This is a genomic window from Microbacterium sp. NPDC088619 (assembly GCF_044752825.1).
GTDB lineage: Bacteria > Actinomycetota > Actinomycetes > Actinomycetales > Microbacteriaceae > Microbacterium.
This window is the reverse complement of the sequence record NZ_JBIVLZ010000001.1, coordinates 791,087-817,910: the sequence shown is the minus strand read 5'-3', so window position 1 is coordinate 817,910 and position 26,824 is coordinate 791,087. Positions and strand designations below refer to the sequence as shown.

The 26,824-nt window shown below is 67.3% G+C and carries 26 protein-coding genes; 17 read left to right on the top strand and 9 right to left on the bottom strand.

Translation table 11 applies throughout. The features are described from left to right. Positions 1 to 41 precede the first annotated feature (41 nt). Positions 42 to 2,141: a S9 family peptidase gene (locus ACIP5T_RS04320; RefSeq protein ID WP_400860846.1), complete on the bottom strand. Its 2,100-nt coding sequence runs from the start codon at positions 2,139 to 2,141 to the stop codon at positions 42 to 44. A 159-nt stretch (positions 2,142 to 2,300) separates the two neighbouring features. Between ACIP5T_RS04320 and ACIP5T_RS04315 the strand changes: the two genes are divergently transcribed. Both ACIP5T_RS04315 and ACIP5T_RS04310 read left to right on the top strand, forming a co-directional pair. Further along, complete coding sequence (locus ACIP5T_RS04315; RefSeq protein WP_400860844.1) at positions 2,301 to 3,665, top strand: anion permease; 1,365 nt, start codon at positions 2,301 to 2,303, stop codon at positions 3,663 to 3,665. Beyond that, positions 3,662 to 3,997, top strand: a complete 336-nt coding sequence (locus ACIP5T_RS04310; protein WP_400860843.1) for a peptidase — start codon at positions 3,662 to 3,664, stop codon at positions 3,995 to 3,997. Before ACIP5T_RS04315 ends, ACIP5T_RS04310 begins: the two co-directional genes overlap by 4 nt. 25 nt (positions 3,998 to 4,022) lie before the next feature. On the opposite strand, the gene ACIP5T_RS04305 is transcribed toward ACIP5T_RS04310, so the two are convergent. Then, positions 4,023 to 4,589, bottom strand: coding sequence for a TetR/AcrR family transcriptional regulator (locus ACIP5T_RS04305; RefSeq protein WP_400860842.1), 567 nt, complete (start codon positions 4,587 to 4,589; stop codon positions 4,023 to 4,025). A gap of 79 nt (positions 4,590 to 4,668) precedes the next feature. Between ACIP5T_RS04305 and ACIP5T_RS04300 the strand changes: the two genes are divergently transcribed. Both ACIP5T_RS04300 and ACIP5T_RS04295 read left to right on the top strand, forming a co-directional pair. Next, the gene (locus tag ACIP5T_RS04300; RefSeq protein ID WP_400860841.1) at positions 4,669 to 5,583 is read left to right on the top strand and encodes a metallophosphoesterase; all 915 of its coding nucleotides are present in this window, start codon (positions 4,669 to 4,671) and stop codon (positions 5,581 to 5,583) included. 93 nt (positions 5,584 to 5,676) lie between these two features. Next, complete coding sequence (locus ACIP5T_RS04295) at positions 5,677 to 7,137, top strand: aspartate ammonia-lyase (protein ID WP_400860840.1); 1,461 nt, start codon at positions 5,677 to 5,679, stop codon at positions 7,135 to 7,137. A 68-nt stretch (positions 7,138 to 7,205) separates the two neighbouring features. Here ACIP5T_RS04295 and ACIP5T_RS04290 read toward each other — a convergent pair whose 3' ends face one another. Then, complete coding sequence (locus ACIP5T_RS04290; RefSeq protein WP_400860838.1) at positions 7,206 to 8,075, bottom strand: fumarylacetoacetate hydrolase family protein; 870 nt, start codon at positions 8,073 to 8,075, stop codon at positions 7,206 to 7,208. A gap of 88 nt (positions 8,076 to 8,163) precedes the next feature. Here ACIP5T_RS04290 and ACIP5T_RS04285 point away from each other — a divergent pair, with 88 nt between their 5' ends. From ACIP5T_RS04285 to ACIP5T_RS04270, 4 genes are all read left to right on the top strand, one after another. Further along, positions 8,164 to 9,480 (top strand): PrsW family intramembrane metalloprotease, encoded by a 1,317-nt coding sequence (locus tag ACIP5T_RS04285; RefSeq protein WP_400860836.1) that lies wholly within the window; start codon positions 8,164 to 8,166, stop codon positions 9,478 to 9,480. Positions 9,481 to 9,492: 12 nt separating this feature from the next. Further along, positions 9,493 to 10,185, top strand: coding sequence for an alpha/beta fold hydrolase (locus ACIP5T_RS04280; RefSeq protein WP_400860835.1), 693 nt, complete (start codon positions 9,493 to 9,495; stop codon positions 10,183 to 10,185). Positions 10,186 to 10,405: 220 nt separating this feature from the next. Next, positions 10,406 to 10,774 (top strand): FKBP-type peptidyl-prolyl cis-trans isomerase, encoded by a 369-nt coding sequence (locus tag ACIP5T_RS04275; RefSeq protein WP_053095804.1) that lies wholly within the window; start codon positions 10,406 to 10,408, stop codon positions 10,772 to 10,774. Between the two features lie 182 nt (positions 10,775 to 10,956). Beyond that, positions 10,957 to 11,511 (top strand): YceI family protein, encoded by a 555-nt coding sequence (locus ACIP5T_RS04270; RefSeq protein ID WP_400860833.1) that lies wholly within the window; start codon positions 10,957 to 10,959, stop codon positions 11,509 to 11,511. A 28-nt stretch (positions 11,512 to 11,539) separates the two neighbouring features. Here ACIP5T_RS04270 and ACIP5T_RS04265 read toward each other — a convergent pair whose 3' ends face one another. Beyond that, a complete protein-coding gene (locus ACIP5T_RS04265; protein ID WP_400860831.1) occupies positions 11,540 to 12,832 on the bottom strand; it encodes an MFS transporter in 1,293 nt (430 codons plus the stop codon). 185 nt (positions 12,833 to 13,017) lie between these two features. Here ACIP5T_RS04265 and rpsO point away from each other — a divergent pair, with 185 nt between their 5' ends. From rpsO to ACIP5T_RS04250, 3 genes are all read left to right on the top strand, one after another. Further along, a complete protein-coding gene (gene rpsO / locus ACIP5T_RS04260; protein ID WP_017203073.1) occupies positions 13,018 to 13,287 on the top strand; it encodes a 30S ribosomal protein S15 in 270 nt (89 codons plus the stop codon). A 155-nt stretch (positions 13,288 to 13,442) separates the two neighbouring features. Continuing rightward, the gene (locus ACIP5T_RS04255) at positions 13,443 to 14,300 is read left to right on the top strand and encodes a hypothetical protein (RefSeq protein ID WP_400860829.1); all 858 of its coding nucleotides are present in this window, start codon (positions 13,443 to 13,445) and stop codon (positions 14,298 to 14,300) included. Next, a complete protein-coding gene (locus ACIP5T_RS04250) occupies positions 14,293 to 14,622 on the top strand; it encodes a transcriptional regulator (RefSeq protein WP_400860827.1) in 330 nt (109 codons plus the stop codon). Before ACIP5T_RS04255 ends, ACIP5T_RS04250 begins: the two co-directional genes overlap by 8 nt. Before the next feature lie 6 nt (positions 14,623 to 14,628). Here ACIP5T_RS04250 and ACIP5T_RS04245 read toward each other — a convergent pair whose 3' ends face one another. Then, positions 14,629 to 15,633, bottom strand: coding sequence for an isopenicillin N synthase family dioxygenase (locus ACIP5T_RS04245; protein WP_400860825.1), 1,005 nt, complete (start codon positions 15,631 to 15,633; stop codon positions 14,629 to 14,631). A 158-nt stretch (positions 15,634 to 15,791) separates the two neighbouring features. Here ACIP5T_RS04245 and efeU point away from each other — a divergent pair, with 158 nt between their 5' ends. The 3 genes from efeU to efeB are packed head-to-tail and all read left to right on the top strand — an operon-like array spanning position 15,792 to position 19,307. Next, positions 15,792 to 16,742: an iron uptake transporter permease EfeU gene (gene efeU / locus ACIP5T_RS04240; RefSeq protein WP_400860823.1), complete on the top strand. Its 951-nt coding sequence runs from the start codon at positions 15,792 to 15,794 to the stop codon at positions 16,740 to 16,742. Next, positions 16,739 to 17,971 (top strand): iron uptake system protein EfeO, encoded by a 1,233-nt coding sequence (efeO, locus tag ACIP5T_RS04235; protein ID WP_400860822.1) that lies wholly within the window; start codon positions 16,739 to 16,741, stop codon positions 17,969 to 17,971. Before efeU ends, efeO begins: the two co-directional genes overlap by 4 nt. A 22-nt stretch (positions 17,972 to 17,993) precedes the next feature. Beyond that, positions 17,994 to 19,307 carry an iron uptake transporter deferrochelatase/peroxidase subunit gene (gene efeB, locus ACIP5T_RS04230; protein ID WP_400860821.1) on the top strand — a complete coding sequence of 438 codons (1,314 nt, stop codon included), beginning with the start codon at positions 17,994 to 17,996 and terminating at the stop codon, positions 19,305 to 19,307. 16 nt (positions 19,308 to 19,323) lie between these two features. Here efeB and ACIP5T_RS04225 read toward each other — a convergent pair whose 3' ends face one another. After that, on the bottom strand, positions 19,324 to 20,187 hold the full coding sequence (locus ACIP5T_RS04225; protein ID WP_400860819.1) for a serine hydrolase domain-containing protein: 864 nt from the start codon (positions 20,185 to 20,187) through the stop codon (positions 19,324 to 19,326). Beyond that, positions 20,184 to 21,341, bottom strand: a complete 1,158-nt coding sequence (locus ACIP5T_RS04220) for an acyltransferase family protein (RefSeq protein ID WP_400860818.1) — start codon at positions 21,339 to 21,341, stop codon at positions 20,184 to 20,186. Before ACIP5T_RS04220 ends, ACIP5T_RS04225 begins: the two co-directional genes overlap by 4 nt. A 109-nt stretch (positions 21,342 to 21,450) precedes the next feature. On the opposite strand from ACIP5T_RS04220, the gene ACIP5T_RS04215 reads away from it, so the two are divergent. The 3 genes from ACIP5T_RS04215 to ACIP5T_RS04205 all read left to right on the top strand — a co-directional run bounded on the left by ACIP5T_RS04215 (position 21,451) and on the right by ACIP5T_RS04205 (position 24,753). Then, positions 21,451 to 22,674 (top strand): LLM class flavin-dependent oxidoreductase, encoded by a 1,224-nt coding sequence (locus tag ACIP5T_RS04215; RefSeq protein WP_400860816.1) that lies wholly within the window; start codon positions 21,451 to 21,453, stop codon positions 22,672 to 22,674. Between the two features lies 1 nt (position 22,675). Continuing rightward, complete coding sequence (locus tag ACIP5T_RS04210; RefSeq protein ID WP_400860813.1) at positions 22,676 to 23,320, top strand: FMN reductase; 645 nt, start codon at positions 22,676 to 22,678, stop codon at positions 23,318 to 23,320. Positions 23,321 to 23,400: 80 nt separating this feature from the next. Continuing rightward, on the top strand, positions 23,401 to 24,753 hold the full coding sequence (locus tag ACIP5T_RS04205) for an FAD-binding oxidoreductase (protein WP_400860812.1): 1,353 nt from the start codon (positions 23,401 to 23,403) through the stop codon (positions 24,751 to 24,753). 73 nt (positions 24,754 to 24,826) lie between these two features. Here ACIP5T_RS04205 and ACIP5T_RS04200 read toward each other — a convergent pair whose 3' ends face one another. Both ACIP5T_RS04200 and ACIP5T_RS04195 read right to left on the bottom strand, forming a co-directional pair. Then, positions 24,827 to 25,522 (bottom strand): response regulator, encoded by a 696-nt coding sequence (locus ACIP5T_RS04200; protein ID WP_400860811.1) that lies wholly within the window; start codon positions 25,520 to 25,522, stop codon positions 24,827 to 24,829. Next, positions 25,519 to 26,790: an ATP-binding protein gene (locus tag ACIP5T_RS04195; protein WP_400864598.1), complete on the bottom strand. Its 1,272-nt coding sequence runs from the start codon at positions 26,788 to 26,790 to the stop codon at positions 25,519 to 25,521. The genes ACIP5T_RS04200 and ACIP5T_RS04195 overlap by 4 nt, the downstream gene beginning before the upstream one ends. Positions 26,791 to 26,824: the final 34 nt, after the last annotated feature.

Sequence of the window (26,824 nt, the reverse complement as noted above, 5' to 3'; positions counted from 1 at the left end):
TCAGCACGTCGCCCTGAACTCAGATCACCGAGTGTGGAGCGTCAGTCCGAGGCGAGCCCGACAGTGTCGAGGATCCAGGCGAGCTCGAAAGCGCGCTCCTTCCACGAGTTGTACCGACCGCTGACACCGCCGTGTCCGGCCACCATCTCGCACTTGAGCAGCGCGTCGGTCGCGCCGGCGACGCGCAGGGCTGCGATCCACTTCGCGGGCTCGACGTAGAGGACTCGGGTGTCGTTGAGCGAGGTCACGGCGAGGATGCGCGGGTAGCGCACCCCGTCGCGAACGTTCTCGTACGGCGAGTACGACTTCATGTACTCGTAGACGTCGGCGCCGTGCAGCGGATCGCCCCATTCGTCCCACTCGATCACGGTCAGGGGGAGCGAGGGGTCGAGGATCGTCGTGAGCGCATCGACGAACGGCACAGCCGCCAGCACACCGGCGAACAGTTCGGGAGCGAGGTTCGTCACCGCCCCCATGAGCAGTCCGCCGGCGCTTCCCCCCTCGGCGACCAGGCGCTCGGGAGTCGTGACGCCCTGCTCGATGAGGTGCTCGGCGCATGCGACGAAGTCGGTGAAGGTGTTGCGCTTGTTCAGCAGCTTCCCGTCCTCGTACCACTGCCGGCCCATCTCACCGCCGCCGCGGACGTGTGCGACGGCGAAGACGATCCCTCGATCGAGTTCTGAAAGGCGTGCGACCGAGAATCCGGGATCGATCGAGTGCTCGTAGGAGCCGTAGCCGTAGAGGTGCACAGGTCGCGCCTCGGAGCCCGGCTCGCCGAATGAGCGCTTCCAGACGAGCGAGATCGGCACGCGCGTGCCGTCCGCTGCCGTGGCCCAGTCGCGCTTCTGGCCGTAGTCGAGGGGGTCGTACCCGCCGAGCACGGTGACCTGCTTGCGCAGGTGGAGCTCGCGGGTGGCGAGGTTCAGCTCGTAGACGGTTCCCGGGGTCACGAACGACGTGTATCCGAGTCGGAGGAAAGGCGAATGCCACTCCGGATTGCCGCTGACGCCCGCAGAGTACAGGGGCTCCTGGAAGACGATGTCCTCCACCGCATCCGTGGCGTAGTCGAGGAGCCCGACACGCTCGAGCCCCTCGCGGCGGTACTCCACCGTCGCGAAGTCGCGGAACGCGTCCATCCCGAGCAGCCGGCGGCCGGGCTCATGCGCCAGGACCACGCGACGGTCTCCCTGAGGGTCGGATGCTGAGACCGAGACGAGCTCGAAGTCCAGGGCCTCGTCGTTGTGCAGGATGAACAGGCGGTCCTCGCCGTCGACCACCGCGTGCTCGAGCGAGTACTCGACGCCCTCTCGGCGTGGCCACACGACCTGAGGTGCGGCGGTCAGATCGCCCGAGAGATCGACGAGGTACTCCTCGCTTGTGATGCTCGATCCGACAGCGATCACGAGGTACTTGCGGCTGCGGGTGATGCCGGCGCCGAGCCAGTACTTCTCATCTGGCTCATGGAAGAGCTTCACGTCATCCGAGACCGGCGTGCCGAGGCGATGCAGCCAGAGGGTGTCGGGGCGCCATGCGTCATCACGGGTGGTGTAGAGGATGCCGGTGCCGTCGGGCGTGAAGAACGCGCCCCCCGTGTCGGGGATCTCATCGGCGAGGGTCTCGCCGGTGACGAGGTCGCGCACGTGCACCGTGTAGAGCTCGTCGCCCTCGAAGTCGGTCGCCCAGAGCAGCTTCGTCGCGTCGTCCGAGGTGTCGAACGCGCCGAGGGAGAAGAACTCGTGGCCTTCGGCCTCGGCGTTGCCGTCGAGCACCACGGCCTCGCCCGGCACCGCCACGCCAGGCTCCAGCACCGGGGGAGTCCAGTCGTCCTCGGCCGCGGCGGTGCGGCAATGGATGCCGTACTGCGCGCCCTCCTCCGTGCGGCTGTAGTACCACCAGTTCCCGCGACGCGTGGGGACGGACAGGTCGGTCTCCTGCACGCGGCCCTTGATCTCCTGGAACAGCGTCTCGCGCAGGTCCGCCAGGTGGGCGAGTTCGTCCTCGGTGTGGGTGTTCTCTGCTTCGAGGTGTGCGATCACCTCGCCGGAGTCCTTCTCGCGGAGCCATTCATAGGGATCATCGAATGTATCGCCGTGGTGCGTGCGGAGGGTCGAGCGGCGGTCTGCGATCGGGGCATCAGTCACGAGTTCCACGCTAGCCCAGGTCGAGTTGACCGGTACCCGGGAGGGTGGGAGGATCTACCGGGGCCGGTTAACGGAAGTAAAACCCACGGTGAACTCTTCGTTCGTCACGTCGATCCCGTCGACACCTCTCCTTTCTTCCTCAACGACCGAAAGCGAACGGTGGAAACCGCAGCCCTCATCGTCGTGCTGGTTATCGTGCTGGCACTCTTCTTCGACTTCACCAACGGGTTTCACGACACGGCCAACGCGATGGCCACGCCCATCGCGACAGGTGCGCTCAAGCCCAAGACAGCTGTCCTTCTCGCGGCAGTGCTGAACCTCGTCGGCGCATTCCTCTCGACGGAGGTCTCCAAGACCGTGTCGCACGGGATCATCCGCGAGGACACCATCCAAGGCGACGTGTTCCTCCCGATGATCTTCGCCGGTCTGATCGGCGCGATCACCTGGAACATGCTGACCTGGCTGCTGGGCCTGCCTTCGAGTTCGTCCCACGCTCTCTTCGGCGGACTCATCGGGGCCACGCTGGTCGGCGTCGGGGTCGGCGGCATCGACTTCGGCATGGTGCTGTCGAAGATCATCCTCCCCGCGCTCATCGCCCCGCTGACGGCAGGCGTCATCGCGTTCGCCGCGACCAAGCTGGCCTACTCGATCACTCGGCGCTACGACGGCAAGCCCGATGGGCGGGACGGCTTCCGCTGGGGCCAGATCTTCACCTCATCGCTGGTGGCACTCGCGCACGGCACGAACGACGCCCAGAAGACGATGGGCGTGATCACCCTCGCCCTCATCACAGTCGGTTGGCAGAACAGCGAGCAGGCGGATCCGTACCTCTGGGTCATCATCGCCTGTGCGGTCACGATCGCCCTCGGAACGTACCTCGGCGGGTGGCGGATCATCCGCACGCTGGGCAAGGGCCTGACCGAGGTCAAGCCTGCGCAGGGCTTCTCTGCGGAGAGCTCGACAGCCGCGACCATCCTGGCCTCCAGCGCCTTCGGCTTCGCGCTCTCGACCACCCAGGTGGCATCGGGGTCGGTCATCGGCTCGGGACTCGGTCGCCGTGGATCGACGGTTCGCTGGCGGACCGCCGGTCGGATCGCGATCGGGTGGCTCCTCACGCTTCCGGCGGCAGGTGCCGTCGGCGCTCTCGCAGCCCTGCTCATCACGTGGCTCGGGCTCTGGGGAATCGCGATCGACACGGTCCTCGCTCTCGCCGTGATCATCGGCCTGTTCCTCCGCTCCCGCAAGGACGCCGTGACCCCGGCGAACGCGATGAGCGACGTCGCCGAATCGGGTCTCGCGATCGACCACCCCGACTCGCCTCCTCCCACGCGCCGGCAGCAGCGGATCATCGAGGCGAAGGCCGAGGCGAAGGCCCGCGCTGAAGCCCGAGAGACGGCCAAGGCCGCGGCCCGGGCCGACGCGAAGGCGAAGGCGGAGGCGAAGGCCGCGAAGAAGGCGCCGAAGACGGGCGCCGTGACGAAGACCGTCAGCCCTGAGAAGGCGGACAGCGAGGAGTCGAAGTGAGTGTCGGCATCGACTGGGGCGCATTCGTCCAGGTGTTCCTCGCGGCTCTGATCGGAGCCTGCGCGGTGGTGACGTTCTACGCGTTCGGCCTTCGACTGCTGGTCCGCAGCGGCCATGCGCCGGTCGTGAGCCCGGCGGAGTTCACCGACGCCATCACCGTGATCTCCGAGAAGGAACTCAAGCGGGCGGCGAAGCAGGCGGCCAAGGCGGCGAGGAAGAGTCCACTCACCGAGGGACAGCGACGCATCGCGCTATACGGCGCTTACGGGTGCTTCGCGCTCTGCGCAGTCGCTGTGGTGGCCGGCATCCTGATCATCGTCGTCGGGCACTGACCGCGACGTCCGGCATCGACCGGATTCAGCGCAGGAGGCCGGCGACCAGGTCGTCGACGATCTCGTCGGTCGACGTTCCGGGATCGATCGGAGTCGTCAGCCGATCGAGCAGGAGCCCGTCGATCGCGTAGTGGAAGAGTGCGATCTCGCGTCGACCCCCCGGGAGACCGGCTGCCGAGTTGAATGCGACGTCGGCGTCGAGCCCCGCTCTCTGCCACGCACCCAGGAGGGCGCCGACTTCGGGGCGCCGGCTGCTCTCGAGTCGCAGCTCGAACAGCGCCAGCGTGACATCGCGGTCGTCGGTCAGACGCCTGACGATATCTCTCACGTAGTCGGCGAAGAGCTCCCTGCTGGGCTGCGCGGTCGACCTTCGGGCGAGGTCGGCATCGCTCGGGGCGAGGCGTTCGCCGATCCGCTCGACGAGGCCTTCGACGAGTGCGTCCCGGCTGCGGAAGTAGTTCGACGTGGTCCCCGACGGCACACCGGCCACGGTGTCGACGGCGCGATGTGTGAGCCCGCGAGAACCGTCCGTCGCCAGGACGGTCAAGCCCGCATCCGCGATGATCCTTCGCCGTGCCTCGTTCTTCGCCATCCGAGCACACTATCGCGACTACTACAGCTGACGTGGAGCCGTCATGGTCCGATGTCGCCATGCGGCCTAGGCTGAGAGCATGTCAGCGCCTTCCGACAGCGAGTTCGTCTTCGGTCGACATGAGCCCGCAAGTCATGTCGTGATCCACGTGAGCGACCCGCACTTCCTGGCGGGGGGAGTGCGGCTCGGCGGACGCTACGACGTCGAATCGAATTTCGCCCGCACTCTCGAGGCAATCAGGGTCGTGCACCCGCACCCGGCGGCCATCGTCATCACCGGTGATCTGACGGATCTGGGGGAGCCGGATGCCTACCGGCGACTCCGCCTCGCGGTGGAGCCCGTCGCCCGGGAGCTCGGAACGACCGTCGTCTGGGTGGCCGGCAACCACGACGAGCGCCCTGCGCTGCGTGAGGGGCTGCTCGACCTGCCCCCGACCCAGGAGCCGGTGACGGGGGTATGGGATCTCGACGGACTGCGGCTGATCGCGCTCGACACGAGTGTGCCGGGCTGGCATCACGGTGACCTGGACGCAGATCAGCTCTCGTGGTTGGCAGAGGTTCTGCGCGAACCGGCGCCGCACGGCACTCTGCTCGCGATGCATCACCCGCCGCTGCCGAGCCACCTTCCGCTCTTCGACATCCTCGAACTGCGGCACCAGGACGAACTCGCAGCGGTCATCCGCGACACCGACGTGCGCGGCATCCTCGCCGGACACCTGCACTACTCGTCGCACGGCACCTTCGCGGGGGTGCCGGTGAGCGTGTCCTCGGCGACCTGCTACACGATGAACGTCGCCCGCCCTGCCGCCGACGTGAACGGCATGGATGCCGCACAGGCTTTTCAGATCGTGCATGTGCGTCCCGAGACGATCACGCACACAGTGGTGCCCGTGACGGACGCACCGACCGGTGATCACTTCTCACTGGCATGGCTGGAGAAGATGGCGCGCCTCAGCCCGGACCAGCGCCTCGAGGCCTTCTCGCGCAAACGCTGACCCGCCGTCGTATCCCCGGCAGCGCATGCATGCAGGCGTAGACTGGATGCATCCCCCGCACCACACACTCGCCACTACCCACAAGGATGTGACATGGCTTCTGCCGCGCCTGCCCCCACCCGCACCGAGACCGATTCGCTCGGGAGCATGGAGATTCCCGCCGACGCGTACTGGGGGATCCACACTGCCCGCGCCGACGCGAACTTCCCGATCACCAAGCGTCCGATCTCGGTCTATCCCGACCTCGTCGTCGCGCTCGCGATGGTCAAGCAGGCCAGCGCCAGGGCCAATCGCGAGATCGGGGTCCTCGACCCCGAGCGCGCCGATCTGATCGACCGAGCGGCTCAGCGTGTCATCGACGGAGAGTTCCACGACCAGTTCACCGTCGGTGTGATCCAGGGTGGGGCCGGCACCTCGACGAACATGAACGCGAACGAGGTCATCACCAACATCGCGCTCGAGCTGGCCGGACGGCAGAAGGGCGACTACGCGTTCCTGTCACCGATCGATCACACGAACCGCAGCCAGTCGACCAACGACGTCTACCCGACTGCCGTCAAGATCGGTCTGTCGCTGACGCTGCGGTCTCTGCTCGAAGAGCTCGATCTGCTGCGCATCTCGTTCCTGCAGAAGTCGCACGAGTTCCACGACGTGCTCAAGGTCGGACGCACGCAGCTGCAGGACGCCGTGCCGATGACTCTGGGCCAGGAGTTCCACGGCTTCGCGTCGACGCTCGGCTTCGATCACACCCGCCTCACCGAGAACGCCTCGCTCATGTTCGAGATCAACATGGGTGCTACGGCGATCGGCACCGGCATCACCACCCACGTCGACTACGCGCCCGCCGTGCTGAAGCATCTGCGCGAGATCACCTCGCTCGACCTCGTCACCTCCGCCGACCTCGTCGAAGCCACCAGCGACACCGGCTCGTTCATGTCGTTCTCGTCGACGCTGAAGCGCAACGCGATGAAGCTCTCGAAGATCTGCAACGATCTGCGGCTGCTGTCGTCGGGGCCGCAGGCCGGTTTCGGCGAGATCAACCTGCCCGCGATGCAGGCGGGTTCCAGCATCATGCCCGGCAAGGTCAACCCGGTGATCCCGGAGGTCGTCAATCAGGTCGCGTTCGCGGTCGCCGGTGCCGACATGACGGTCACGATGGCGGCCGAGGCGGGTCAGCTGCAGCTCAACGCCTTCGAGCCCGTGATCGCCCACTCGATCTTCCAGTCGATCACGTGGATGCGTCAGGCGATGTGGACGCTCCGGGTGAACTGCGTCGACGGCATCACCGCGAACCGCGACCGCCTCGGTGCGATGGTCGGCGCCTCGGTCGGCGTCATCACCGCCCTCACGCCGTTCATCGGATATGCGGCAGCGGCCGCTCTGGCGAAGACCGCGCTGCTGACCAACCGCAACGTGGCCGATCTGGTCGTCGAGGCGGGTCTGATGTCGCGCGAAGAGGTCGTCAAGCAGCTGTCGCCCGCGCGCCTGTCCGGTCTGGAAGCGATCACGGCCGCGATCCCGGTGATCTCAGCCGAGGACCTCATCGAGATCTGACGAGACGTGCAGAAGGGGCCCCGGCGGATATCCGCCGGGGCCCCTTCGCTCTGTGTACGTACGAGGCGTCAGTCCAGCACTCGACAGTGGGTGGTGAGCTCGCCGATCCCGTCGATGCCGACCGTCACGGTCGAACGATCACGGAGGAAGATCTGCGGGTCGCGAGAGTAGCCGGCTCCTCCGGGGCTGCCCGTGGAGATCAGCGTGCCGGGCAGCAGAGTCAGCGACTGCGAGAGGTGCGCGATGAGCTTCGCGACCGATCGGACCATCTGGTCGGTGCTCGCGTCCTGCACGGTCTGGCCGTCTACGACCGCCCAGATGTGGAGGTCCTGCGGGTCGGCGACCTCGTCGGCCGTGACCGCGAACGGACCGGTCGGGGTGAACCCGTCGAAGGACTTGCACCGTGACCACTGAGCTTCCGAGAACTGCACGTTCCTGGCGGTGATGTCGTTGACGACGGTGTAACCCCAGACATGCGAGAGGGCGTCGGCCTCGGCCACGTCCTTCGCAGGCGTGCCGATCAGCACGCCGAGCTCTGCCTCGTAGTCCACGGCCTCGCTCAGCGCTCGCGGCCACGACGTCGTCTGCTCATGGCCCGTCAGCGAGTTGGGCCACAGCGTGAAGACGGTCGGAGCCGCGTCGGTCTTCAGGCCGAGCTCGCTCGAGTGGGCGGCGTAGTTCAGGCCGACTGCGAGAACCGCGGGCGGGGCGATGACTGCTGACGAGAACGTCCAGTCTTCGAGCGGATGCCGGGTGGCGGTGCCGCTCTCGACAGCGGAACGAAGCGCGGCGAGCGTCTGCTCTCCTCCTTCGATCAGCTGCTGAAGCGTCGCAGGGGGGTCGGGAAGGAGGTCGGAGACGAGGATGGCATCGGCACCCTCCACGACTGCGAGATGCGCAGCAGGGGAGTCGGCACGACGCAGATGAGCGAACCGCATGTTCCTACGCTATCCGCTGCTCGGGTCGATTGGATGGAGGAAGTCACCAGACCCGAGGGAAGTTGGTTGTTCGCCATATGCTTTGGCTATGAATTCCGGAGGACCGTCCCAGCCATCGCCGTACACGCCGCCGCCCGCGCAGCAGCCGCACTCGCAGCAGCCGACGTATCCGCAGCAGCCGCAGCAGTACTCCGCTCAGCAGTATGCGCAGTCGAACTACGCGCCGGCCCAGTTCACCCAGCACCCGGGGTATGCGTCGGTCCTCGCCCAGCCGACTCCCTACTCCCCGCCGGCCCCGGCCGCCCCATCACCTGCCCCGGGTCTGCCTGCGCTGCCCGCAGCGCGCCGAGGTGGCCGGGCCGCCCTGTTCTCGCTGTTCGGGTTCCTCGGGCTGCTGATGCTCGGGCTGATCGCCTACTTCGGGTTGTTCCTCGGGCCGCTGGCGTCGATCATCGGTCTCGTTCTCGCGCTCGTGCCGCTTGCGATCGTCTTCTTCGTCGTGCGCATGATCGACCGATGGGAGCCCGAGCCCAAGTCGCTCGTGTTCTTCGCGATCGCCTGGGGCGCCATCGCCGCCGTGGGACTCACGCTTCTCGTCGACCTGGGCCTGACCGCCGTGCTGGGGCTCAGGGGGGAGGTCGCAGGCGCCGTGATCCAGGCGCCCATCGTCGAGGAGTTCTGGAAGGGCTTCGGAGTCTTCCTGATCTTCGTCATCGCGCGTCGATCGTTCGACGGACCGGTCGATGGGGTCGTGTACGGAGCCCTGGTCGGCGCCGGATTCGCGTTCACCGAGAACATCCAGTACTTCGCCATCAGTCTCATCGAGGGCGGGGGAGAGCAGCTGACGGTGACGTTCATCCTGCGCGCGATCATGTCGCCGTTCGCTCACGCCATGTTCACCTCGCTCACCGGCCTCGCGATCGGTCTGGCCGCTCGACGCCACGCCTCGACGGGTGCTGCGCTCGGTTTCGGTCTCCTCGGGATGCTGGGGGCGATGGTGCTGCACGGGCTGTGGAACGGATCGTCCTTCGCGAACTTCTTCCTCCTCTACTTCGTCCTCCAGGTGCCGCTGTTCGTCGGATTCATCCTCGGCATCATCGCCTTGCGGAGAGAGGAGTCGCGTCTGACGAAGGCGCGTCTGGGCGACTACGCGGCTGCCGGATGGTTCACCCCCGAGGAGGTCACGATGCTGGCCACCCCTGCGGGGCGCAAGACCGGTCTCGCCTGGGCGTCCCAGTTGCGCGGTGATCGACGTCCGCTGATGCGCGAGTTCATCAAGGACGCCACGACGTTGGCATCCGTCCGTCAGCGGGCGATCACGGGCCGCGACCCGATGGCTCCTGCAGACGAGCAGGCCCTGCTCGCTCGCACGCGCGCCGCCCGGGCCGCCCTGCTGGCGTACTGAGGCAGCCCCGTCATGACCCGCTTCATCCTCGTCCACGGAGCGGGTGACACAGGGTGGTCATGGTATCGGCTCGCTGCCGCCCTGCGGGAGCGCGGACACGAGGTGATCGCGCCGGATCTGCCGGGCGACGACGAGTCCCTCACGCTCGTCGACTATGCGGATGCCGTCGTGGATGCTGTCGGCGGACGACGAGGGGGAATCGTCGTCGGTCACTCGTTCGGCGGGTTCACCGCGCCGATCGTCGCCGAGAGGCTGGCGGCGGACTCTCTCGTGTTGCTCGCTGCGATGATTCCGATGCCGGGGGAGTCTCCGGATGACTGGTGGTCGAACACCGGCTTCAGTGCGGCGGTGGAGGCGCAGGCTGCTCGCGACGGCGGTCTCACGGGGAACGATGATCCGTTCGTCGGCTTCTATCACGATGTACCTCGAGCGACGGCGGAAGAGGCGATGGATCGCGAGAGAGCGCATCCTTCCGGAGCCGCGATGGCTGCTCCCTGGCCTCTCGCCGACTGGCCGAGCGTGCCGACGAGGTTCGTCGTCTGCACCGAGGACAGGTTCTTTCCACCTGCGTTCCTCCGAGAACTCGCGCGCGAGCGACTCGGCGTCGCCGCAGACGAGATCCGGGCCGGTCACTGCGTCGCGCTCAGTCGCCCGGAAGAGCTCGCGTCGATGCTCGTCGAGTATTCGGCCGAGGTGCGTGGCTGAGGATTTGCGAAGAGCTCCCCGTCGCAAGACTCAGCGCCCGGTGCTGCGGCGATGCCTGCATGTCTACCGGGCGCTGAGTTGGTCTGTAAACAGGGTGCACCCGGTGCGCACGAGTGTCAAGGGCTTGGAAAGGGAGAGCGACACTGAGCGCATCGCGGTTTCGCCCTCAGCGGAGCGATCCCGTTGACCGACGGCCCACGGCTCGGGTTGGATGGAGAGCATGACTGATCGCACAAAGCCTGAGTTCGACGCCCCCACCGGCCCCGCCCCCGCGGAGCTCGTGATCCGCGACATCATCGAGGGAGACGGTGCCGAGGCGAAGCCCGGTGACACCGTGACCGTGCACTACGCCGGTGTCGAGTTCGAGTCCGGCGAGGAGTTCGACTCCTCGTGGGGACGCGGCGAGACCATCCAGTTCCCGCTCCGCGGCCTGATCCAGGGCTGGCAGGACGGCATCCCCGGAATGAAGGAAGGCGGGCGCCGCGAGCTCGTCATCCCGCCGCACCTCGCCTACGGCCCTGTCGGCGGAGGACACTTCCTCTCGGGCAAGACCCTCATCTTCATCATCGACCTCGTCGCCGTCGGCTGACCGGATCACCGCCGGAAGGCGCCGTGCCCCATCGGGGTGCGGCGCCTTCTTGCGTGCGCGGAGGGGATTCCGCACATTCCGGGAATACATGCATGTGCATGTAAGTTGTAACGCGTGACGCCGTGAACGCGGCCCCTCATCCGTTGCCGCGCAATGCGGCTGATGTCTCCCGAGGAGAAACCATGACCAGCATCGACATTCCCGGTTACCGTCCCGGCACCTGGGTGCTCGACCCGTCGCACAGCGAGGTCACCTTCAGCGTGCGCCACATGATGATCTCGAAGGTCCGTGGCACCTTCGGCGTCAAGAGCGCGACCCTGATCGCCCCCGAGAACCCCCTCGACGCCCGCGTCGAGGCCAGCGTCGACGTCACGTCGATCGACACCAAGGACGAGGGGCGCGACACGCACCTCCGCTCCGGCGACTTCTTCGACACCGAGAACTTCCCGACCATGGAGTTCGTCTCGACCGGTGCGCGCACCGAGGGCGGCGAGCTCTTCGTCGACGGCGACCTGACGATCCGCGGCATCACAAAGCCCGTGAGCTTCGAGCTCGACTTCGGTGGCTTCGGTTCCGACCCGTGGGGCAACTACAAGGCGGGCGCGTCGGCCAAGACGGTCATCAACCGCGAGGACTTCGGCCTGACCTGGAACGCAGCCCTCGAGACCGGCGGAGTGCTGGTCGGCAAGGACGTCACGATCAGCCTCGACCTGCAGGGTGCTCTGCAGCAGGACTGATCAGCTGATCTCGAGAACCCCGGGCCCCTCAGGGCTCGGGGTTCTCTGCGTCGTACGCACGGAAGCCAGGGCTGCGGCGCGCGAGCAGAGCGACCAGGGCGATCACGAGCAGGCCGCCGATCAGCGGGGGGACCCACAGTGTCGTGAGGGTCGCGAGCGTGCCGGCATAGAGCGCGCCGATGCGAGGGCCACCGGCGACGACGATGATGAAGACGCCCTGCAGACGGCCGCGCATGCTGTCTGGCACCGCCGCCTGCATCATCGTGTTGCGATAGATCGAGCTCACATTGTCGGATGCGCCCGAGAGGGCGAGTGCGACGCACGCCGCAATGATCAGCCCGACATTCGGAACCTGTTCGGTCGCTCCGGCGGAGAGGGCCCCGGCCACCAGGACCGCGCCGAACAGCAGGATGGAGGCGCCGTATGCCTCGACCGCACGCTCGATGCCGCGTCCGTGCCAGCGGTACTGCACGACCCGTCCGGAGAAGAGGCTCGAAGCGAAGGTGCCGGCAGCGACGGCCGCGGTGAGGATGCCGGTCGTCACCGCTCCTCCGCCGAGGAGGACTGTCCCGAGAGCGGGGAACAGCACGAGCGGCTGTCCGAAAGTCATGGCGATGATGTCGACCACGTATTGCATCCGGATGTTGCTCGCTCGGCGCAGGAATCTCCATCCGTCCACGAGCGACGCGAAACCCGGCCTCACGATCTCGCCCTCGGGGCGAAGCGGAGGCAGGCTCCACAGCCCGAGGAACATCGACAGCATCAGGATCACATCGAGGGTGTAGGTCCATCCGTACCCGGTGAGTGCGACGAGGATTCCCGCGATGGCGGGTCCGGCCATCACCGTGAGTCCGAATGCCACCCCGTTGAGGGCGGACGCGGCGGCGAGCTTGTCGCGGGGGATGAGCCGCGGCACGATCGCCGTACGGGTGGCCATGCCGACCGAGTTCGCCGCGGAGTTTACGATGCTCAGCACATACAGCCACCAGATGGTCTCCGTGCCCGTCCAGGTGAGCGCAGCGAGCAGCGCGGTCGAGGCGAAGGTCACCGTGGCGGCGATCAGTGCCACCCTGCGACGGTCGAATGCGTCGGCGAGCATCCCGCCGTACAGCCCCGCGAGGATCATCGGCACGAGTCCGGCCACGGCGATCATCGAGACCGCGAAGGTGCTCCCGGTGAGTGCGAACACGTGCAGCATCACCGTGACGATCGTCAGTTGGCCGCCGATCCCCGCGAGGACCGAGCCGATCCACATCCGCGCGAACGCCGGGCTGGCCTTGAGGGGGCTGAGGTCGATCAGGTGGCTGCGCGCGGCGCTCACGCCGAGTGTCCGTCATGCATGGTTCGAGGTTATCCGAGGCGCCATCGGGCGCGCGCAGTCGCGGTCTTCCAGCGGCATCGAGTCCTGGTAGACTCTTCAGGTTGCCGTTTGATCGGCCGCGGATAAAGAGAGCTCACGCATCAGGCGTCGGGCACCGCGCAACAAGCAGAGAGGGGATCGAATCTATGGCACTGGAAGCAGACGTCAAGAAGGCGATCATCGAAGAGTACGCGACGCACCCCGGTGACACCGGATCCCCCGAGGTGCAGGCCGCGATGCTGACGCAGCGCATCAAGGACCTCACCGAGCACCTGAAGGAGCACAAGCACGACCACCACTCGCGTCGTGGCCTGTTCCTGCTCGTGGGTCAGCGCCGTCGTCTGCTCGGCTACCTCCAGAGCGTCGACATCGAGCGTTACCGCTCGCTGATCGCACGCCTGGGTCTCCGCCGATAACGCAGAGCGCTCCAGCGTACAATCGCGCAGAACATTCTTGAGAAGGCCGCCCCAGGTGTGGGGCGGCCTTCGTCATGTTCCAGGGGTTGACCTCGCACCAGCTTTCCCGTAGGAAAGTAGGGAGCTTTCCATCTGGAAAGTAAGAGGGGGGCATCATGGAGCAGAAGCCTGTCGACGGCTACGAGGTGCTCGCACCTCCCAGCGCGGACATCGCCAAGAGGTATCTCGACGAGGCTGAAGCGGTCGCCACGCGCCGTGAGCTCACGGTGGATCGTCGAGCGCTGGCATGGCTGCAGATCGTCAATGCCGTGGCCACGGCGGCGTATCTGGCGGTTTTGGCGTTCGCCCTCCGGGCTGACAGTGTCCTCGCCTCGCAGACCATCGTCTTCAGCTTCCTCGTGTGGGTTCAGCTCGCGAGCGGAATGGCGCAGCGCAGCGGCATGCAGCGTCGCCCCTCGTGGTCGAACTGGCCGATGCTGGTCGCAGGCGGGCTCCTCGTCACCGTGGCGCTGGTCGCTTTCGGCTTCGCTGTCTGGGCGCCGGGCTTTCCGGCGATCGGAGTGCTGATCCCGCCCGCACTCGTCCTGTTCGGCTTGGGCGGCTACGGAGCGGCACAGCTCGCCCGTGCGTCCGGCGACGTCCGCCCGCCGCGCTCGCGCCCACAGCCTCTTTCGCGCGTCATTCGATGGGGGACGATCCTCGTCGGCGTCGCGCTCGGGGTGCTGATCACGCTCGCGTCGGCGCCGAACGGAGTGCTCGCGAGCGTTCTGGTCATGCTCGTCCTGCTGATGCTGTTCGTCTGGATGTTCGCGTTCAGCAGCGATCTCGGGCTGCCTGCGATCGGTGCATCCTGGCGATGGCCGCACCTGACCGTTTTCGCTATCTCGGTCTCGGCGCTCTCCGCGGTCGTCCTGCTCCCCATTCCCTTCGATGGGGGAGCGCTGGCGGGGGCCTCCGTGATCATCCTGTTCGTCGCCGTCTCCTTCATACCCGGGCGTGATCTGCGTGACTGACGGGCCCGCGGCGCCCCACCCCCGCACCCGGCTCGACGACAACTTCGCGTCGCCGATCCGCTTCTCGCTGATGGCGTCGCTCGGGGATGGCATCGAACTGGATTTCGCGACGCTCCGCGAGATCCTCCAGTGCGGTGACTCGCCGCTGAGCAAGGCCATCACGCACCTGCAGGCGGCGGGGTACGTCATCGCGCGAAAAGGGAGCCTCGGCAGCCGTCCTCGCACCTGGGTCTACTCGACCGCCGCAGGCCGCGCGGCCTTCGCCGGCCACCTCCAGGCGCTGCGCGAGATCGTCGCGCTCGGAGGCGGTCCCGCGCTGTGACCGGTGTCAGACCTTCGCGCCGACCAGGTCGGGGTGATGGATCGCTGCGACATCAGGATGCGCGCGCAGACGTGACTTCATGGCGTTCTCGCCGTAGGTGGCGTGGATGGGGTTGCTCGGATCCTCGGTGATGCCGGTCGCCTCCGCGGCCAGGTCGGCCGGGAGAGACAGGAGCGGCAGCTGCTGGTCGAGCGCGGGGTTGAAGAAGAAGGGGATGGAGATGCGCTCCTCCGGTGCCTTGGGGGAGATCACCCGGTGATTGGTGGCCTTCAGGTAGCCCCCGGTCGCATACTCGAGCAGCTCCCCGATGTTGACGACGAACGCGCCGGGCACGGGCGGAGCCGACACCCACTCGCCGTTCCGCTCCACCTGCAGCCCACCCTTGCCGGGCTCGACCCAGAGCAGGGTGAGCACACCGGAATCCTTGTGCGCGCCGACGCCCTGCTGGGGCTCCGGCTCATGCGTGCCCGGGTAGCGGACGATCTTGATGAGCGTCGACGGGTCGCGGAACGGCACATCGAAGTACGACTCCTCCGCCCCGAGGGTGACCGCCCATGCGCGCAGCAGCTTGTGTGCGACCTCGGTCAGCGTGTCGTGCCACTCGGTGACGACCGCCTTGAGCTCGGGCTGGGCTGCCGGCCAGAGATTCGGTCCGGTGAGGCGGTTGAAAGCGGGTCCGCCCTCGATGGGTTCGCGCTCGGGGCCGATGTCGATCTGCTCACGCCAGTCCACCTTGCCCTGCGTCCGTTCGCCCCCGACGCGGGTGTATCCGCGGAAGTGGGGGCTGTTGACGTTCTCGATCGCGAGCTTCTCCTCTTCGGGAAGAGCGAAGAAGTCGAGCGCGGCCCGGTGCAGGCGAGCTTCGAGCTCGGGGGAGACGCCCGTGCCCGTGAGGTAGAAGAAGCCCACATCATGCGTCGCTGCGCGTAGTTCGTCTCGGAATCGCGCTGCGGCCTCGGGGCCGGCATCGAGCTGGGACAGGTCGAGGATGGGGAGCGAGAGATCAGCCATGCATCGAGCGTAAATCGGTCGTGAGGCGGACGGTCGAGTGTTGCGTCGCATTACTCTCCTCGCTCCTCGGCGCGTGTACGAGGCGACGGCGATCTGATGATAATCTCTCCGAGGTAAGGGATGCCTTACCTCAGTCTTATCGCAGAGAGTCTCATTCCGTGCTCGCAACGTTCCTGATCGGTCTTCGCGAAGGCCTCGAAGCCGCTCTCGTCGTCGGCATCCTCGTGGCCTACCTACGTCGCCTCGGCCGAAGCGACGCGCTGCCGCGACTCTGGGCCGGCGTAGGGCTGGCGATCGCTCTCGCTCTGGGCATCGGTGCGATCCTCACCTTCGGGGCGTACTCGCTGACGTTCGAAGCGCAGGAGCTCATCGGCGGACTGCTATCCCTGCTTGCTGTCGGCATGGTCACCTGGATGATCTTCTGGATGCAGAAGGCCGGGCGCACCATGAAGGCGACGCTCGAAGGGGGGCTCGATCGGGCTCTCACGCACGGCGGCCTCTGGGCCCTGATCGCGATCGGCTTCGTCTCCGTGGCCAGGGAGGGGATCGAGACGACTCTGCTCCTGTGGTCGATGGTCCAGTCGTTCGGAGACGCCCCCGCCGCACTGCTCGGAGCGATGCTCGGCCTCCTCACCGCCGTCGTGATCGGATGGCTGCTCGCCCGCGGCGCCGTCCGACTCGACCTCCGCCGGTTCTTCACCTGGACGAGCGGCTTCCTCGTGATCGTCGCCGCCGGCGTCCTCGCCTACGCGATCATGGACCTTCAGGAGGCCGGTGCGCTGCCCGGACCCTTCACTTCTGCAGCCCCCATCGACGCCCTCACCGGCGCCGTGGCACTCGGTTGGGCGGCGTTCCCGTTCGGGTGGGCGTTCGACGTGACGAACGTCATCGCCCCGGACGGAGCATGGGCCACCATCCTGCAGGCGACCGTCGGCTTCATGCCGCGGATGACGTGGCTCCAGGTCACGGCATGGGCCGTCTATATCGTCGTCGTCGGATTCTTCTTCGTCCGCGGACTGCGCGCGCGTCGGCCGAGCACGCCTCGTTCGTCGACGTCTGCAGACCGTGACGTCTCGACCCCCACTCTCACCCAGCAAGGAGCAGCATGACCACCTCTCGCCGAATCCTCGGTGCTGTCGCCGCAGCCGGCGCCGCAGCGCTCGTCCTCAGCGGCTGTGTCGCCAAGAGCGATGCCGCAGCAGGCGCCGCGTTCGACGTCTCGTCGACCGACTCAGAGTGCGCCGTCTCCGCGACGACTGCCGAGAGCGGCACGCTCACGTTCGACGTGACGAACGACAGTGCACAGACCTCGGAGTTCTACCTGCTCGCCGACGACGGACTGCGCATCGTCGGCGAGGTCGAGAACATCGCGCCGGCCGCCTCCCGCACACTCACCGTCGTGGCGCAGCCCGGCAAGTACTTCACGCTGTGCAAGCCCGGAATGATCGGCGAGGGCGTCGGCAAGTCGGAGTTCACGGTCACGGGCGACCGGGTGGAGGTCGAGGGAGAGGACTCGGAGCAGAAGCAGCAGGCGGTCGACCTGTACGCGGCATTCGTGAAAGACCAGGTCGGGCAGCTGGTCCCCTCCGTCGACGAGTTCGTCGCCGCGTACGAGTCGGGTGACGACGAGGCCGCTCGCGCTCTCTTCCCCCAGACCCGCGCCTTCTACGAGCGCATCGAGCCCGTTGCGGAGGCGCTCGGCACTCTCGACCCGCGCATCGACTTCCGCGAGGTCGACGCCGTCGCCGACGGGATCGACTGGACCGGCTTCCACCGCATCGAGAAGGATCTCTGGGTGCCGGCTCAGGATGCACTCAACGCCGACGGCGAGACGCCCGCCTGGCAGGACTGGGCTCCCTCGACGACCGAGGAGCGCGCCGATTATGGCGACCAGCTGCTCGCGGACGTGCAGGAGCTGTACGACTATGTGCACTCCGACGACTTCACGACGGCGCTGGACGACCAGGGGATCGGCGGGATCTCGAACGGTGCGATCGCACTGCTCGACGAGGTCGCGACCGGCAAGATCTCCGGTGAGGAGGACTGGTGGTCCGGAACCGACCTCTACGACTTCGCCGCCAACGTCGAGGGCTCCAAGATGGCCTTCTCTCTCGTGCAGGACTTCGTCACCGCGCAGGGCGATGACGGCGCAGCGCTCGTGACCGAGATCGAGGACGGATACGCGGCTCTCGAAGAGTCGCTTGCGGCGCACGGCTCGCTCGACGAGGGCTTCGTCGGTTACTCGGAACTGACCGACGCCGACAAGCGCGAGTTCACCGACCTCATCAATGCGCTCGCCGAGCCGCTGTCGCAGCTCACCGGCACAGTCCTCGACTGATTCGAAGGGTACGATCTCGCAGGTGAACGAACGCTCGAAGGATGCAGCGGCTGCCGACTCCACGCCGGAGTCGGCAGCTGCTGCCTCCTCTTCCACGGGCCTCAGTCGACGTGGCCTCCTCGGCCTCGCGATCGGCGGGGGAGTCGCCTCCCTCGCAGTGGGAGTGGGCGGCGGACTGGCCGGTGGCGTGGCCCTCGGCCGTGCCAGAGCAGACGCGGACTCGCAGGTCTCGTACGAGTTCTTCGGCGCGCATCAGGCGGGGATCACCACTCCGGTGCAGGAGCATCTGCACTTCGCCTCGTTCGACATGATGCCGCGGACTGATCGGGACGATCTGATCACACTGCTGCAGGACTGGACGTATGCGGCGTCGCGAATGACCAAGGGGCTCGAGGTGAGCGCGACGGGCGCCGTCGGAGGTGACTCCGAAGTGCCACCGGATGACACCGGTGAAGCTCTCGGCCTCCCGGCCGCCGGGCTCACGATCACGTTCGGCTTCGGGCCGAGCCTGTTCGAGAACGAGGACGGCGACCGCTACGGAATCGCCGCTCAGCGGCCGCAGAAGCTCGAGCGGCTTCCCGCGTTCGTGGGCGACGACCTCGACCCGCAGGCGTCGCACGGCGATCTGTGCATCCAGGCCTGCGCCGATGACCCGCAGGTGGCTGTGCACGCGATCCGCAACCTCAGCCGTATCGCCTTCGGGCGCGCACGCCTGCGCTGGTCGCAACTCGGTTTCGGCAAGACCTCTCGCACGACCTCCGCTCAGGCGACCCCGCGCAACCTGTTCGGATTCAAGGACGGCACGGCGAACATCCTCGCCGACGACGCCACCGCCCTCGACGCGAATGTCTGGGTCGGAGCATCGGATCAGCCCTCCTGGATGGCGGGAGGCTCGTATCTCGTCGCTCGGAAGATCGCGATGCTGATCGAGACCTGGGATCGGGTGCGGCTCTCGGAGCAGAACACGATCGTGGGGCGCGACAAGGGCGAGGGTGCTCCGCTCTCCGGCGGCGACGAGTTCGCCGCACCGGACTTCGGCTCCTCGGCGATAGACCAGAACGCGCACGTGCGGCTCGCGCACCCGGAGCAGAACAACGGCATCCGGATCCTTCGCCGGGGTTTCAACTACGTCAACGGCAACAACGACCTCGGCCGGCTCGACGCCGGGCTCTTCTTCCTGTCGTATCAGCGCGATCCTGCTCAGTTCATCTCACTGCAGCGACGGCTGTCGACCGACCGGATGAACGAGTACATCACGCATGTCGGCTCGGGCATCTGGGCGATCCCCGCCGGTGCGAAGCCCGGATCGTACGTCGGCGCCGGGCTCTTCGCCTGACGGTCGCGGGGCGCGGTCAAGCGCCCAGCGTTTCCGCCACGAAAGCCGACATGGCGTCTGCGCCGAAGTGGTCGTCAGCGGTGATCGTCACGACGGCATCGCCGCGGAAGATGAGCAGCTGCCCGTAGGCGCCGTGCAGTCGCCAGGCCGCGCCTGGGCCGTCCCATCCGGACAGCGCATAGCGCTCGTATCCGGGGTTCTGGCCCGCCGTCACCCAGTCGGAGTGCATCGCGTCGATGAGTGCCGGGGAGACGAGACTCCGCCCCTCCCATTCCCCGCGATCGCGGATCAGTCGGCCCAGGCGGGCCATCTCCTCGGTGCGCAACGCGATGCCGCCGCCGGCGACGATCCGGCCCTGCGGGCAGCGCTCCCACTCGATGTCGTCGAGGCCGAGAGGAGAGAGCAGCCGTGGACGCAGATAGTCGACGATGTCGCCCACCCGTGTTGAGAGGACCGCCATCGCCGCGTAGGTGCTGGCGTTCGAGTACTGGAAGACGGGTCCGCGCGATGGGCGCGAGAGGAATTCGTGTGCGAGGTCGGGCCAGTCGGTCATCATGGTCTCCGACCAAGCGAGGTCGATGCCGCTCGACATCGAGAGCAGGCGTCGGAGCGTGATCCGATCGACTCCGTCTCCGAGCGCGAGATCCGGGACGTACGCGGCGATCGGAGCGTCGAGTGACACGAGGCCCTCGTCGGCGGCGATTCCGGCCGCGAGGACGCACACGCCCTTCGCCACCGAATGGATGTCCTCGCGGACGTCGGCTGTCCACCGGTGCTCTGCGGCATCGCCCCCGACCAGCACATGAAGCCCATGGGCGCCGAACCCCGAGACGTTCACGTGGTCCACCAGGCGGTCGCGGATCGCTTCGGCTCTGGTCACTCCTTCAGGTTAGCCGCTGCCCTGTGGCGCGGCCGACGGGATCCGGTGGGGTCGCTGCGGTGGCCTTCGCGTCGGGCCAGCTCAGGGTCTCGGAAGAGCCATCGCGGACGGGGCTCGACCAGGGGGCGGAAGAGCCAGCGCACGGGCTTCGTCGCGAGTGCGAGGGCCAGCACCACGGACAACAGGGTCACGAGCGGCAGCCACAGCCATGTCGGATCGAGATCGCGCAGCACGCCGGACTCGCGGAACGGGTAGAGCACGAACGAGTGCAGCAGGAACACGTACATCGTGTACTGGCCGAATCTCGTCCACCAGTAGGTGCCGCGGGGGATCATGGCGAAGAACGCGGCGCTCAGGAGCACTGCCAGCAGCATCAGGGCGATGCGCACGCCACCCGCCCACCACTGCTCTCCACCGAGGTCCGCGTACGCATCCTCATAGAACAGCCAGTGGCGCAGGTCGATCTCCTTCCAGACGTCGATCCACTGCCAGGCGGCGAAGCCGGCCATGCCGAGCACGGCTGCGCTGGCTGCACGGATCCACCAGGGGCGGACTTCGAGGAGGCTGAAGCGGGCGACCACATCGCGCTCGCGCAGCCACCATCCGAGCGCGAAGAACGGCAGCAGGCCGAGAGTGCGCGACAGTGAGAACGTGCTGTCGACGTTGGGCAGATAGCCGACCCCGACCGAGATGATCACCGTCCACAGCAACGGCCATCGGAGCAGCGCGAGGTAGGGGAGCACGAGACGGAAGATGCCGAGTGCGAGCAGGAACCACAGTGTCCACGACGGCTTGGTGAAGTTCGGGTCGGCCTGTCCTTCGACCAGCCACTTCGTCAGAGTCCACAGGAATTCGAAGATGACATAGGGCAGCAGGATGTCGGTGATCACGCGCGCCATCTGAACTCGCGTGGGGGACCCGGACTTCGAGAAGTAGCCGGAGATGATCGCGAAGGCCGGCATGTGGAAGGCGTAGAGAGCGAGGTACGAAGCGAGTGCGATGTCGGAGTCGTAGGTGAGGCGCTGGATCGCGTGCCCGAGAACCACCAGGACGATGCAGGCGTAGCGGGCGTTGTCCCAGAACGGGACGCGCTTGCGGGGCTTCTGCACGGATCCGGTGGCGGGGTTCGTCGTGTCGGCTCCGGCACTGTTCATCCTCTGAGGCTACTCGGGGAATAAAGTTGCTCGCATCGCGTTGACTCAGATACATTCAAATGAATAGAACCGGATGCAGGGCACCCGATTCGGAGAAGACGGAGCAATCATGAGTGAGCAGGCAGGCGTCCCGGTGCAGTTCGGAATCATGTCGGTCAGCGACATCACCCGCGACCCGACCACCGGCGAGACGCCGAGTGAGCAGGAGCGGATCAAGGCGACCCTTGCGATCGCCAAGCACAGTGAAGAGGTCGGCCTCGACGTCTTCGCGATCGGCGAGCATCACAACCCTCCCTTCTGGTCGTCGAGCCCCACGACATTCCTCGCGGCACTCGCAGCGCAGACGGAGCGTCTGATCGTCTCGACGTCGACCACTCTCATCACGACCAACGACCCGGTGCGCATCGCCGAGGAGTACGCGATGCTGCAGCACGTCTCCGACGGGCGTATGGATCTCATGCTCGGCCGCGGCAACACCGGGCCGGTCTATCCGTGGTTCGGCCAGGACATCAGGCAGGGCCTCCCGCTCGCGATCGAGAACTACGCGCTGCTGCACAAGCTGTGGCGGGAGGACGTCGTGAACTGGGAAGGCAAGTTCCGCACCCCGCTTCAGGGCTTCACCTCGACCCCGCGTCCGCTCGACGGAGTCGCGCCGTTCGTCTGGCACGGATCGATCCGCACCCCGGAGATCGCGGAGCAGGCGGCCTACTACGGTGACGGCTTCTTCGCGAACAACATCTTCTGGCCGAAGGAGCACTATCAGCGTCTGATCGAGCTGTACCGTCAGCGCTACGCGCACTACGGTCACGGCACCCCCGAGCAGGCGATCGTGGGCCTCGGCGGGCAGGTCTTCATGGCTGCGAAGTCGCAGGACGCGGTGAACCAGTTCCGCCCCTACTTCGACAACGCCCCCGTGTACGGTCACGGACCGAGCATGGAGGACTTCACCGAGATGACCCCGTTGACGGTGGGCTCGCCTCAGCAGGTCATCGACCGCTACGCCGCGATGCGCGAGCACTACGGCGACTATCAGCGCCAGCTGTTCCTCATCGACCACGCGGGCCTGCCTCTGAAGACGGTGCTCGAGCAGCTCGACATCCTGGGCTCCGAGGTCGTGCCGGTGCTCCGCAAGGAGCTCGCGAAGGACCGCCCCGCATCGGTCCCCGATGCTCCGTTACACGCTGCGCGGGTGAAGGCGGAGTTCGGCGACGGGCCGACGCGTCAGGCGCGTCCCGGTGCGAACCGTGGCGACAACCTGACGGGCGATTCGCCCTATCAGGACTCTCCCGCCCCCGCGGGCGCAGCGTTCGGACTCAGCCGGAAGGAGGCTTGAGATGACCACTCGTCGTATCGCAGTCGTGTCTGCCGGGCTCTCGAACCCGTCGTCCACGCGGATGCTCGCGGATCGCCTCGCGGCGGAGACCGTGAAGGCCCTCGCGGGCCACGACATCGAGGCGAGCGTCGACGTGATCGAGCTGCGCGACTACGCCCACGACATCACGAACAACCTGCTCACCGGATTCGCGCCGCCCGCGCTCGAGACCGCGATCAACACCGTGGTGTCGGCGGACGCGCTCATCGCCGTCACGCCGATCTTCTCGACGAGCTACAACGGGCTCTTCAAATCGTTCATCGACGTGCTCGATCCGGACGCCCTCACCGGGAAGCCGGTGCTGATCGGAGCGAACGCCGGCACGGCTCGGCACTCGCTCGCGATCGATTACGCGATCCGACCGCTCTTCGCCTACCTGCATGCCGACGCGGTCTCGACCGGCGTCTTCGCCGCATCCAGCGACTGGGGCGGGGCCGGTGACGACGTCGCTCCGCTCGCGAAGCGGGTCGAGAAGGGCGCGCGCGAGCTCGCCGAGGCGATCGCTAAGCGCGAGGTGGCTGCGGCAGCCGACCCGTACGACCCGGCGACGTATCTCGGGGAGGGCCGTTCGTTCGGCCACATGCTCGGCGGTCTCGCCGGCGAGTAGACCGCGCGAGCCGGATCGCGGGTCGCCCGATGGGCCATGACGCCATCGACAATGTCCGTGGGGCATCGTACGGTGACGTCATGGCCCACCTGTCTGTGCTGGACGCTGCGCGACGCGCGCTGCGCGGAACCCTTCTTCTCCCCGGTGACGAGGCTTTCGATCGCGCCCGTCGACCGTGGAACCTCGCGATCGAACAGCATCCGGTCGGTGTCGCCGTTCCCGCCGGTCTCGACGATCTGCGCACGCTCGTCGGCGCAGCGCGCGATGCGGGTGTCACGATCGCCGTGCAACCCTCAGGGCACGGTGCCTCCGGCGATCTCTCCGGCGCCGTCATCCTGCGGATGACGGCATTCGACGAACTCGAGGTCGACCTCGAATCCGGAACAGTGCGCGTCGGCAGCGGTGTCCGCTGGGGAGCCGTGGTCGAGGCGCTCGAGGGCACCGGCTGGGTCGCCCCGGCGGGGACGAGCCCGGTCGTCAGCGTCGCGGGCTACACCCTCGGCGGCGGCCACTCGTGGTTCAGCCGCACGGCCGGGCTGGGGTCCGACAATCTCCGCGCTGTGTGGATGCTGCGCAGCGACGGCGCGCATGAGCGCGTCGACGACGACAGCGATCCCGAGCTCATGTGGGCGCTGCGGGGCGCGGGTGGGGTCATCGGCATCGTCACCGCGCTCGAGATCGACCTGGTGCCTGCACCCGCCGTGTGGGGGGCTGAGCTCACATTCGACGCCTCGGATGCTGGCGCGGTGGTGCGGGCCGTCCGAGACCTCGCCGCCGACGCGCCGTCTTCACTGAACGTGTTCATGAACTCGATGCGGATGCCCGATGTCCCGCAGCTGCCGGAGGAGATCCGCGGACGCAGCTTCATCACCGTGCAGGCGCTGTCGACGAACGGCGCTTTCGATGATCTGCTCGAGGGGGTGAGCCGAGCCGGCACGGTGCGCCGCTCGGTCTCCGGGGCCACATCACCGAGAACCATCGCCGCGTCGAGCGGGGAGCCCACCGATCCGACGCCCGGGCGAGGCGTGTCGGCAGCCCTCTCATCGCTCGACGACGAGACGATCGATGAGTTGATGCGTTTCCGCGAGCAGCCGGACCAGTGGCCGATCATGGGCATCGACATCCGCATGCTCGGCGGAGCGCTGGAGAATCCGAGACGTGCGGGTCTCGCGACTCTGCAGGGGGTCGATTGGCTGATGCACGCTCTGGTTCCTGTGTTCCCGGGAGCCCCGAGCGAGCCGGGAGACGCGAGCATGGCGGGGTTCAGTGACGTGCTGGCACGGGCGACGGCGCCGCACACGATACCCACCTTCCTGGGCCCGGGGCAGACCCTGGAGCGCTGCGCCGAGGCGGCATCGATCGACCGCCTCCGTCGCGCTCGCGCGCTCGCCGACCCCGAGGCGCTGCTGCACGAGGGGCGCCTTTCGCGCTGACTCGCGGCGAGCGGCAGGCAGGCAGGCAGCGGAGAGCGCTGAGAGCCGCGAACGGCAGCCGACGATCCGGCACTCAGACGGATCCGTCGGTGCGACGGTTCCACTCGTACTCGGTCTCGGGACGTCCGCGAGCGCCGTAGCGGGCGCTGCGGAGGACGATTCCCGATGCAGCGAGATGCTCGAGATACCGGCGTACGGAGACCCTCGACATCCCGAGTCTCTGAGCTGCCTCACTCGCCGAGAGGGCGCCGGCCGTGCGGAGCTCGGCGGTGACCTTCTGCAGAGTCGCCCCTGAGAGCCCCTTCGGAACCGGTATCGCTGTCGTCGTACGACCGAGCAGCGCGTCGATCTCCGCCTGGGTCGCCTCGCCATCCGTGGATCGTGCCTTCTCGCGGTGCGCTCGGTATGCCGTGAGACGCTCGTCGAACACCGCGAAGGAGAACGGCTTGACGAGATACTGATACACGCCGAGAGCGACCATCTGCCGCACGGTATCCGCGTCGCGGACGCCGGTGATCGCGATCACATCGACCGACGCCGCACGGGCACGGAGTGCGCGCAGCACGTCGATGCCCGAGCCGTCAGGCATCGTGATGTCGAGAAGGATGAGATCGAAGGCCTCTCCACGCGGCTGCTCGAGCACGGCGCTCACCGCGGCACGTGCTCGGGTGCTCTCGCCGGCGACGACGAAGCCATCGATCCTCTCGAGGTACGAGCGGTGGAGCTCCAGCGTGAGAGCGTCATCGTCGACGATCAGTGTGCGGATCACGGTGCGCGCCTCTTTCGCGTCGGTGGCAGAGCAACTCGGAATGTCGTCGGGTCGGCCTCGACGTCCACGGTCCCGCCGACGCCGAGGACCACGGATCGCACGAGTGCGAGTCCGACCCCGCGCCCCTGTGAGCCTGCCGGTTTCGTCGAGAACCCTTGCAGGAAGATCTTCGTCCGCAGCTCGGAAGCGATCCCCGGCCCGCTGTCCGCGACAGCAAGCACGATGCCGCCGTCGATCGACGGCTCGAGCGTCACCTGAACCCATCGTTCGGTTCCTGCGGACGCGGCATCCATGGCGTTGTCGATCAGGTTGCCGAGAACGGCCACACTGTCGACCGGCGAGAGGGGCGATCGCGGAGTGTCGGGATCGATCTGCAACCGCCAGTCGATCCCACGCTCCTTCGCCTGCGAGGCCTTGCCGAGCAGTAGTGCGCCCACCGTGGAGTCGCCGGCTTGTCGCGCAGTGACCTGATCGATGAGCGATTGGCTCTGACGTGAGGTCTCGGTCAGTATCTCGATCGCCTCGTCCGCGCGCCCCAGCTCCAGCAGAGCGACAGCAGTGTGCATGCGGTTGCCGTGCTCGTGCGTCTGCGCCCGCAGGGCATCGCCCAGCGTGCGCAGTGACTCATAGGACGACACGGCGTCGCGCACCTGCCCCGGCGGGAGATCGCCCGCGATGCGCCGCGTGAAGCGGCGAGCGGCCCAGGCTCCGAGAAGACCGAGGGCGACCAGGCCCGCGGTGATACCGAGCGACAGAGGGAGCCTGCGGATCAGGGTGTCGGAGATCGATTCCGTCGTCACGCCGGCTGACACCCAGCCGACCAGGTCGCCATCGGCCGCGGTGACCGGAACGATCGTCCGCACCGAAGGGCCGAGAGTGCCGGTGAAGACCTCAGTGAAGGTTCGGGGGGTGTCGGGGATCGTGCCGAGGTACCTCTCACCGATCTGCTCCGTGTCGGGGTGAGTCACCCGGGTGCCCTCCGGCGTCATGATCGTCACGAAGTCGAGATCCGCGCCGACGATCACGTCGAGTGCATAGGGCTCGAGAGCGCGAGTGGCCGCGTCGACGTCGCCGGCGTCCAACGAATCGGTCACCAGCGGTGACACGGCGAGTGTCACGGCTGCCGCCGCCGTGACCCGCTCAGCCTCTGTGTGCGTGGTGCGCTGCGCATCGGTGACGAGGAAGACGGCGACCAGGGCGCCGACGACGAGCGCCGCGATCAGGAGCACGACGAACACACGTGAGGCGACGCTGCGGGCGGGTCTCATCACGTCCTTCCGATCATCGGTGATCGCGGAGCCG

Coding starts and splice junctions, on each gene's coding strand:
- ACIP5T_RS04305 (WP_400860842.1), bottom strand. CDS start 4,589: ATGGCGAAGAACGAGGCACGGCGAAGGATCATCGCGGATGCGGGCTTG.
- ACIP5T_RS04300 (WP_400860841.1), top strand. CDS start 4,669: ATGTCAGCGCCTTCCGACAGCGAGTTCGTCTTCGGTCGACATGAGCCC.
- ACIP5T_RS04295 (WP_400860840.1), top strand. CDS start 5,677: ATGGCTTCTGCCGCGCCTGCCCCCACCCGCACCGAGACCGATTCGCTC.
- ACIP5T_RS04290 (WP_400860838.1), bottom strand. CDS start 8,075: ATGCGGTTCGCTCATCTGCGTCGTGCCGACTCCCCTGCTGCGCATCTC.
- ACIP5T_RS04285 (WP_400860836.1), top strand. CDS start 8,164: ATGAATTCCGGAGGACCGTCCCAGCCATCGCCGTACACGCCGCCGCCC.
- ACIP5T_RS04280 (WP_400860835.1), top strand. CDS start 9,493: ATGACCCGCTTCATCCTCGTCCACGGAGCGGGTGACACAGGGTGGTCA.
- ACIP5T_RS04275 (WP_053095804.1), top strand. CDS start 10,406: ATGACTGATCGCACAAAGCCTGAGTTCGACGCCCCCACCGGCCCCGCC.
- ACIP5T_RS04270 (WP_400860833.1), top strand. CDS start 10,957: ATGACCAGCATCGACATTCCCGGTTACCGTCCCGGCACCTGGGTGCTC.
- rpsO (WP_017203073.1), top strand. CDS start 13,018: ATGGCACTGGAAGCAGACGTCAAGAAGGCGATCATCGAAGAGTACGCG.
- ACIP5T_RS04255 (WP_400860829.1), top strand. CDS start 13,443: ATGGAGCAGAAGCCTGTCGACGGCTACGAGGTGCTCGCACCTCCCAGC.
- ACIP5T_RS04245 (WP_400860825.1), bottom strand. CDS start 15,633: ATGGCTGATCTCTCGCTCCCCATCCTCGACCTGTCCCAGCTCGATGCC.
- efeO (WP_400860822.1), top strand. CDS start 16,739: ATGACCACCTCTCGCCGAATCCTCGGTGCTGTCGCCGCAGCCGGCGCC.
- ACIP5T_RS04220 (WP_400860818.1), bottom strand. CDS start 21,341: ATGAACAGTGCCGGAGCCGACACGACGAACCCCGCCACCGGATCCGTG.
- ACIP5T_RS04215 (WP_400860816.1), top strand. CDS start 21,451: ATGAGTGAGCAGGCAGGCGTCCCGGTGCAGTTCGGAATCATGTCGGTC.
- ACIP5T_RS04210 (WP_400860813.1), top strand. CDS start 22,676: ATGACCACTCGTCGTATCGCAGTCGTGTCTGCCGGGCTCTCGAACCCG.
- ACIP5T_RS04205 (WP_400860812.1), top strand. CDS start 23,401: ATGGCCCACCTGTCTGTGCTGGACGCTGCGCGACGCGCGCTGCGCGGA.
- ACIP5T_RS04195 (WP_400864598.1), bottom strand. CDS start 26,790: ATGAGACCCGCCCGCAGCGTCGCCTCACGTGTGTTCGTCGTGCTCCTG.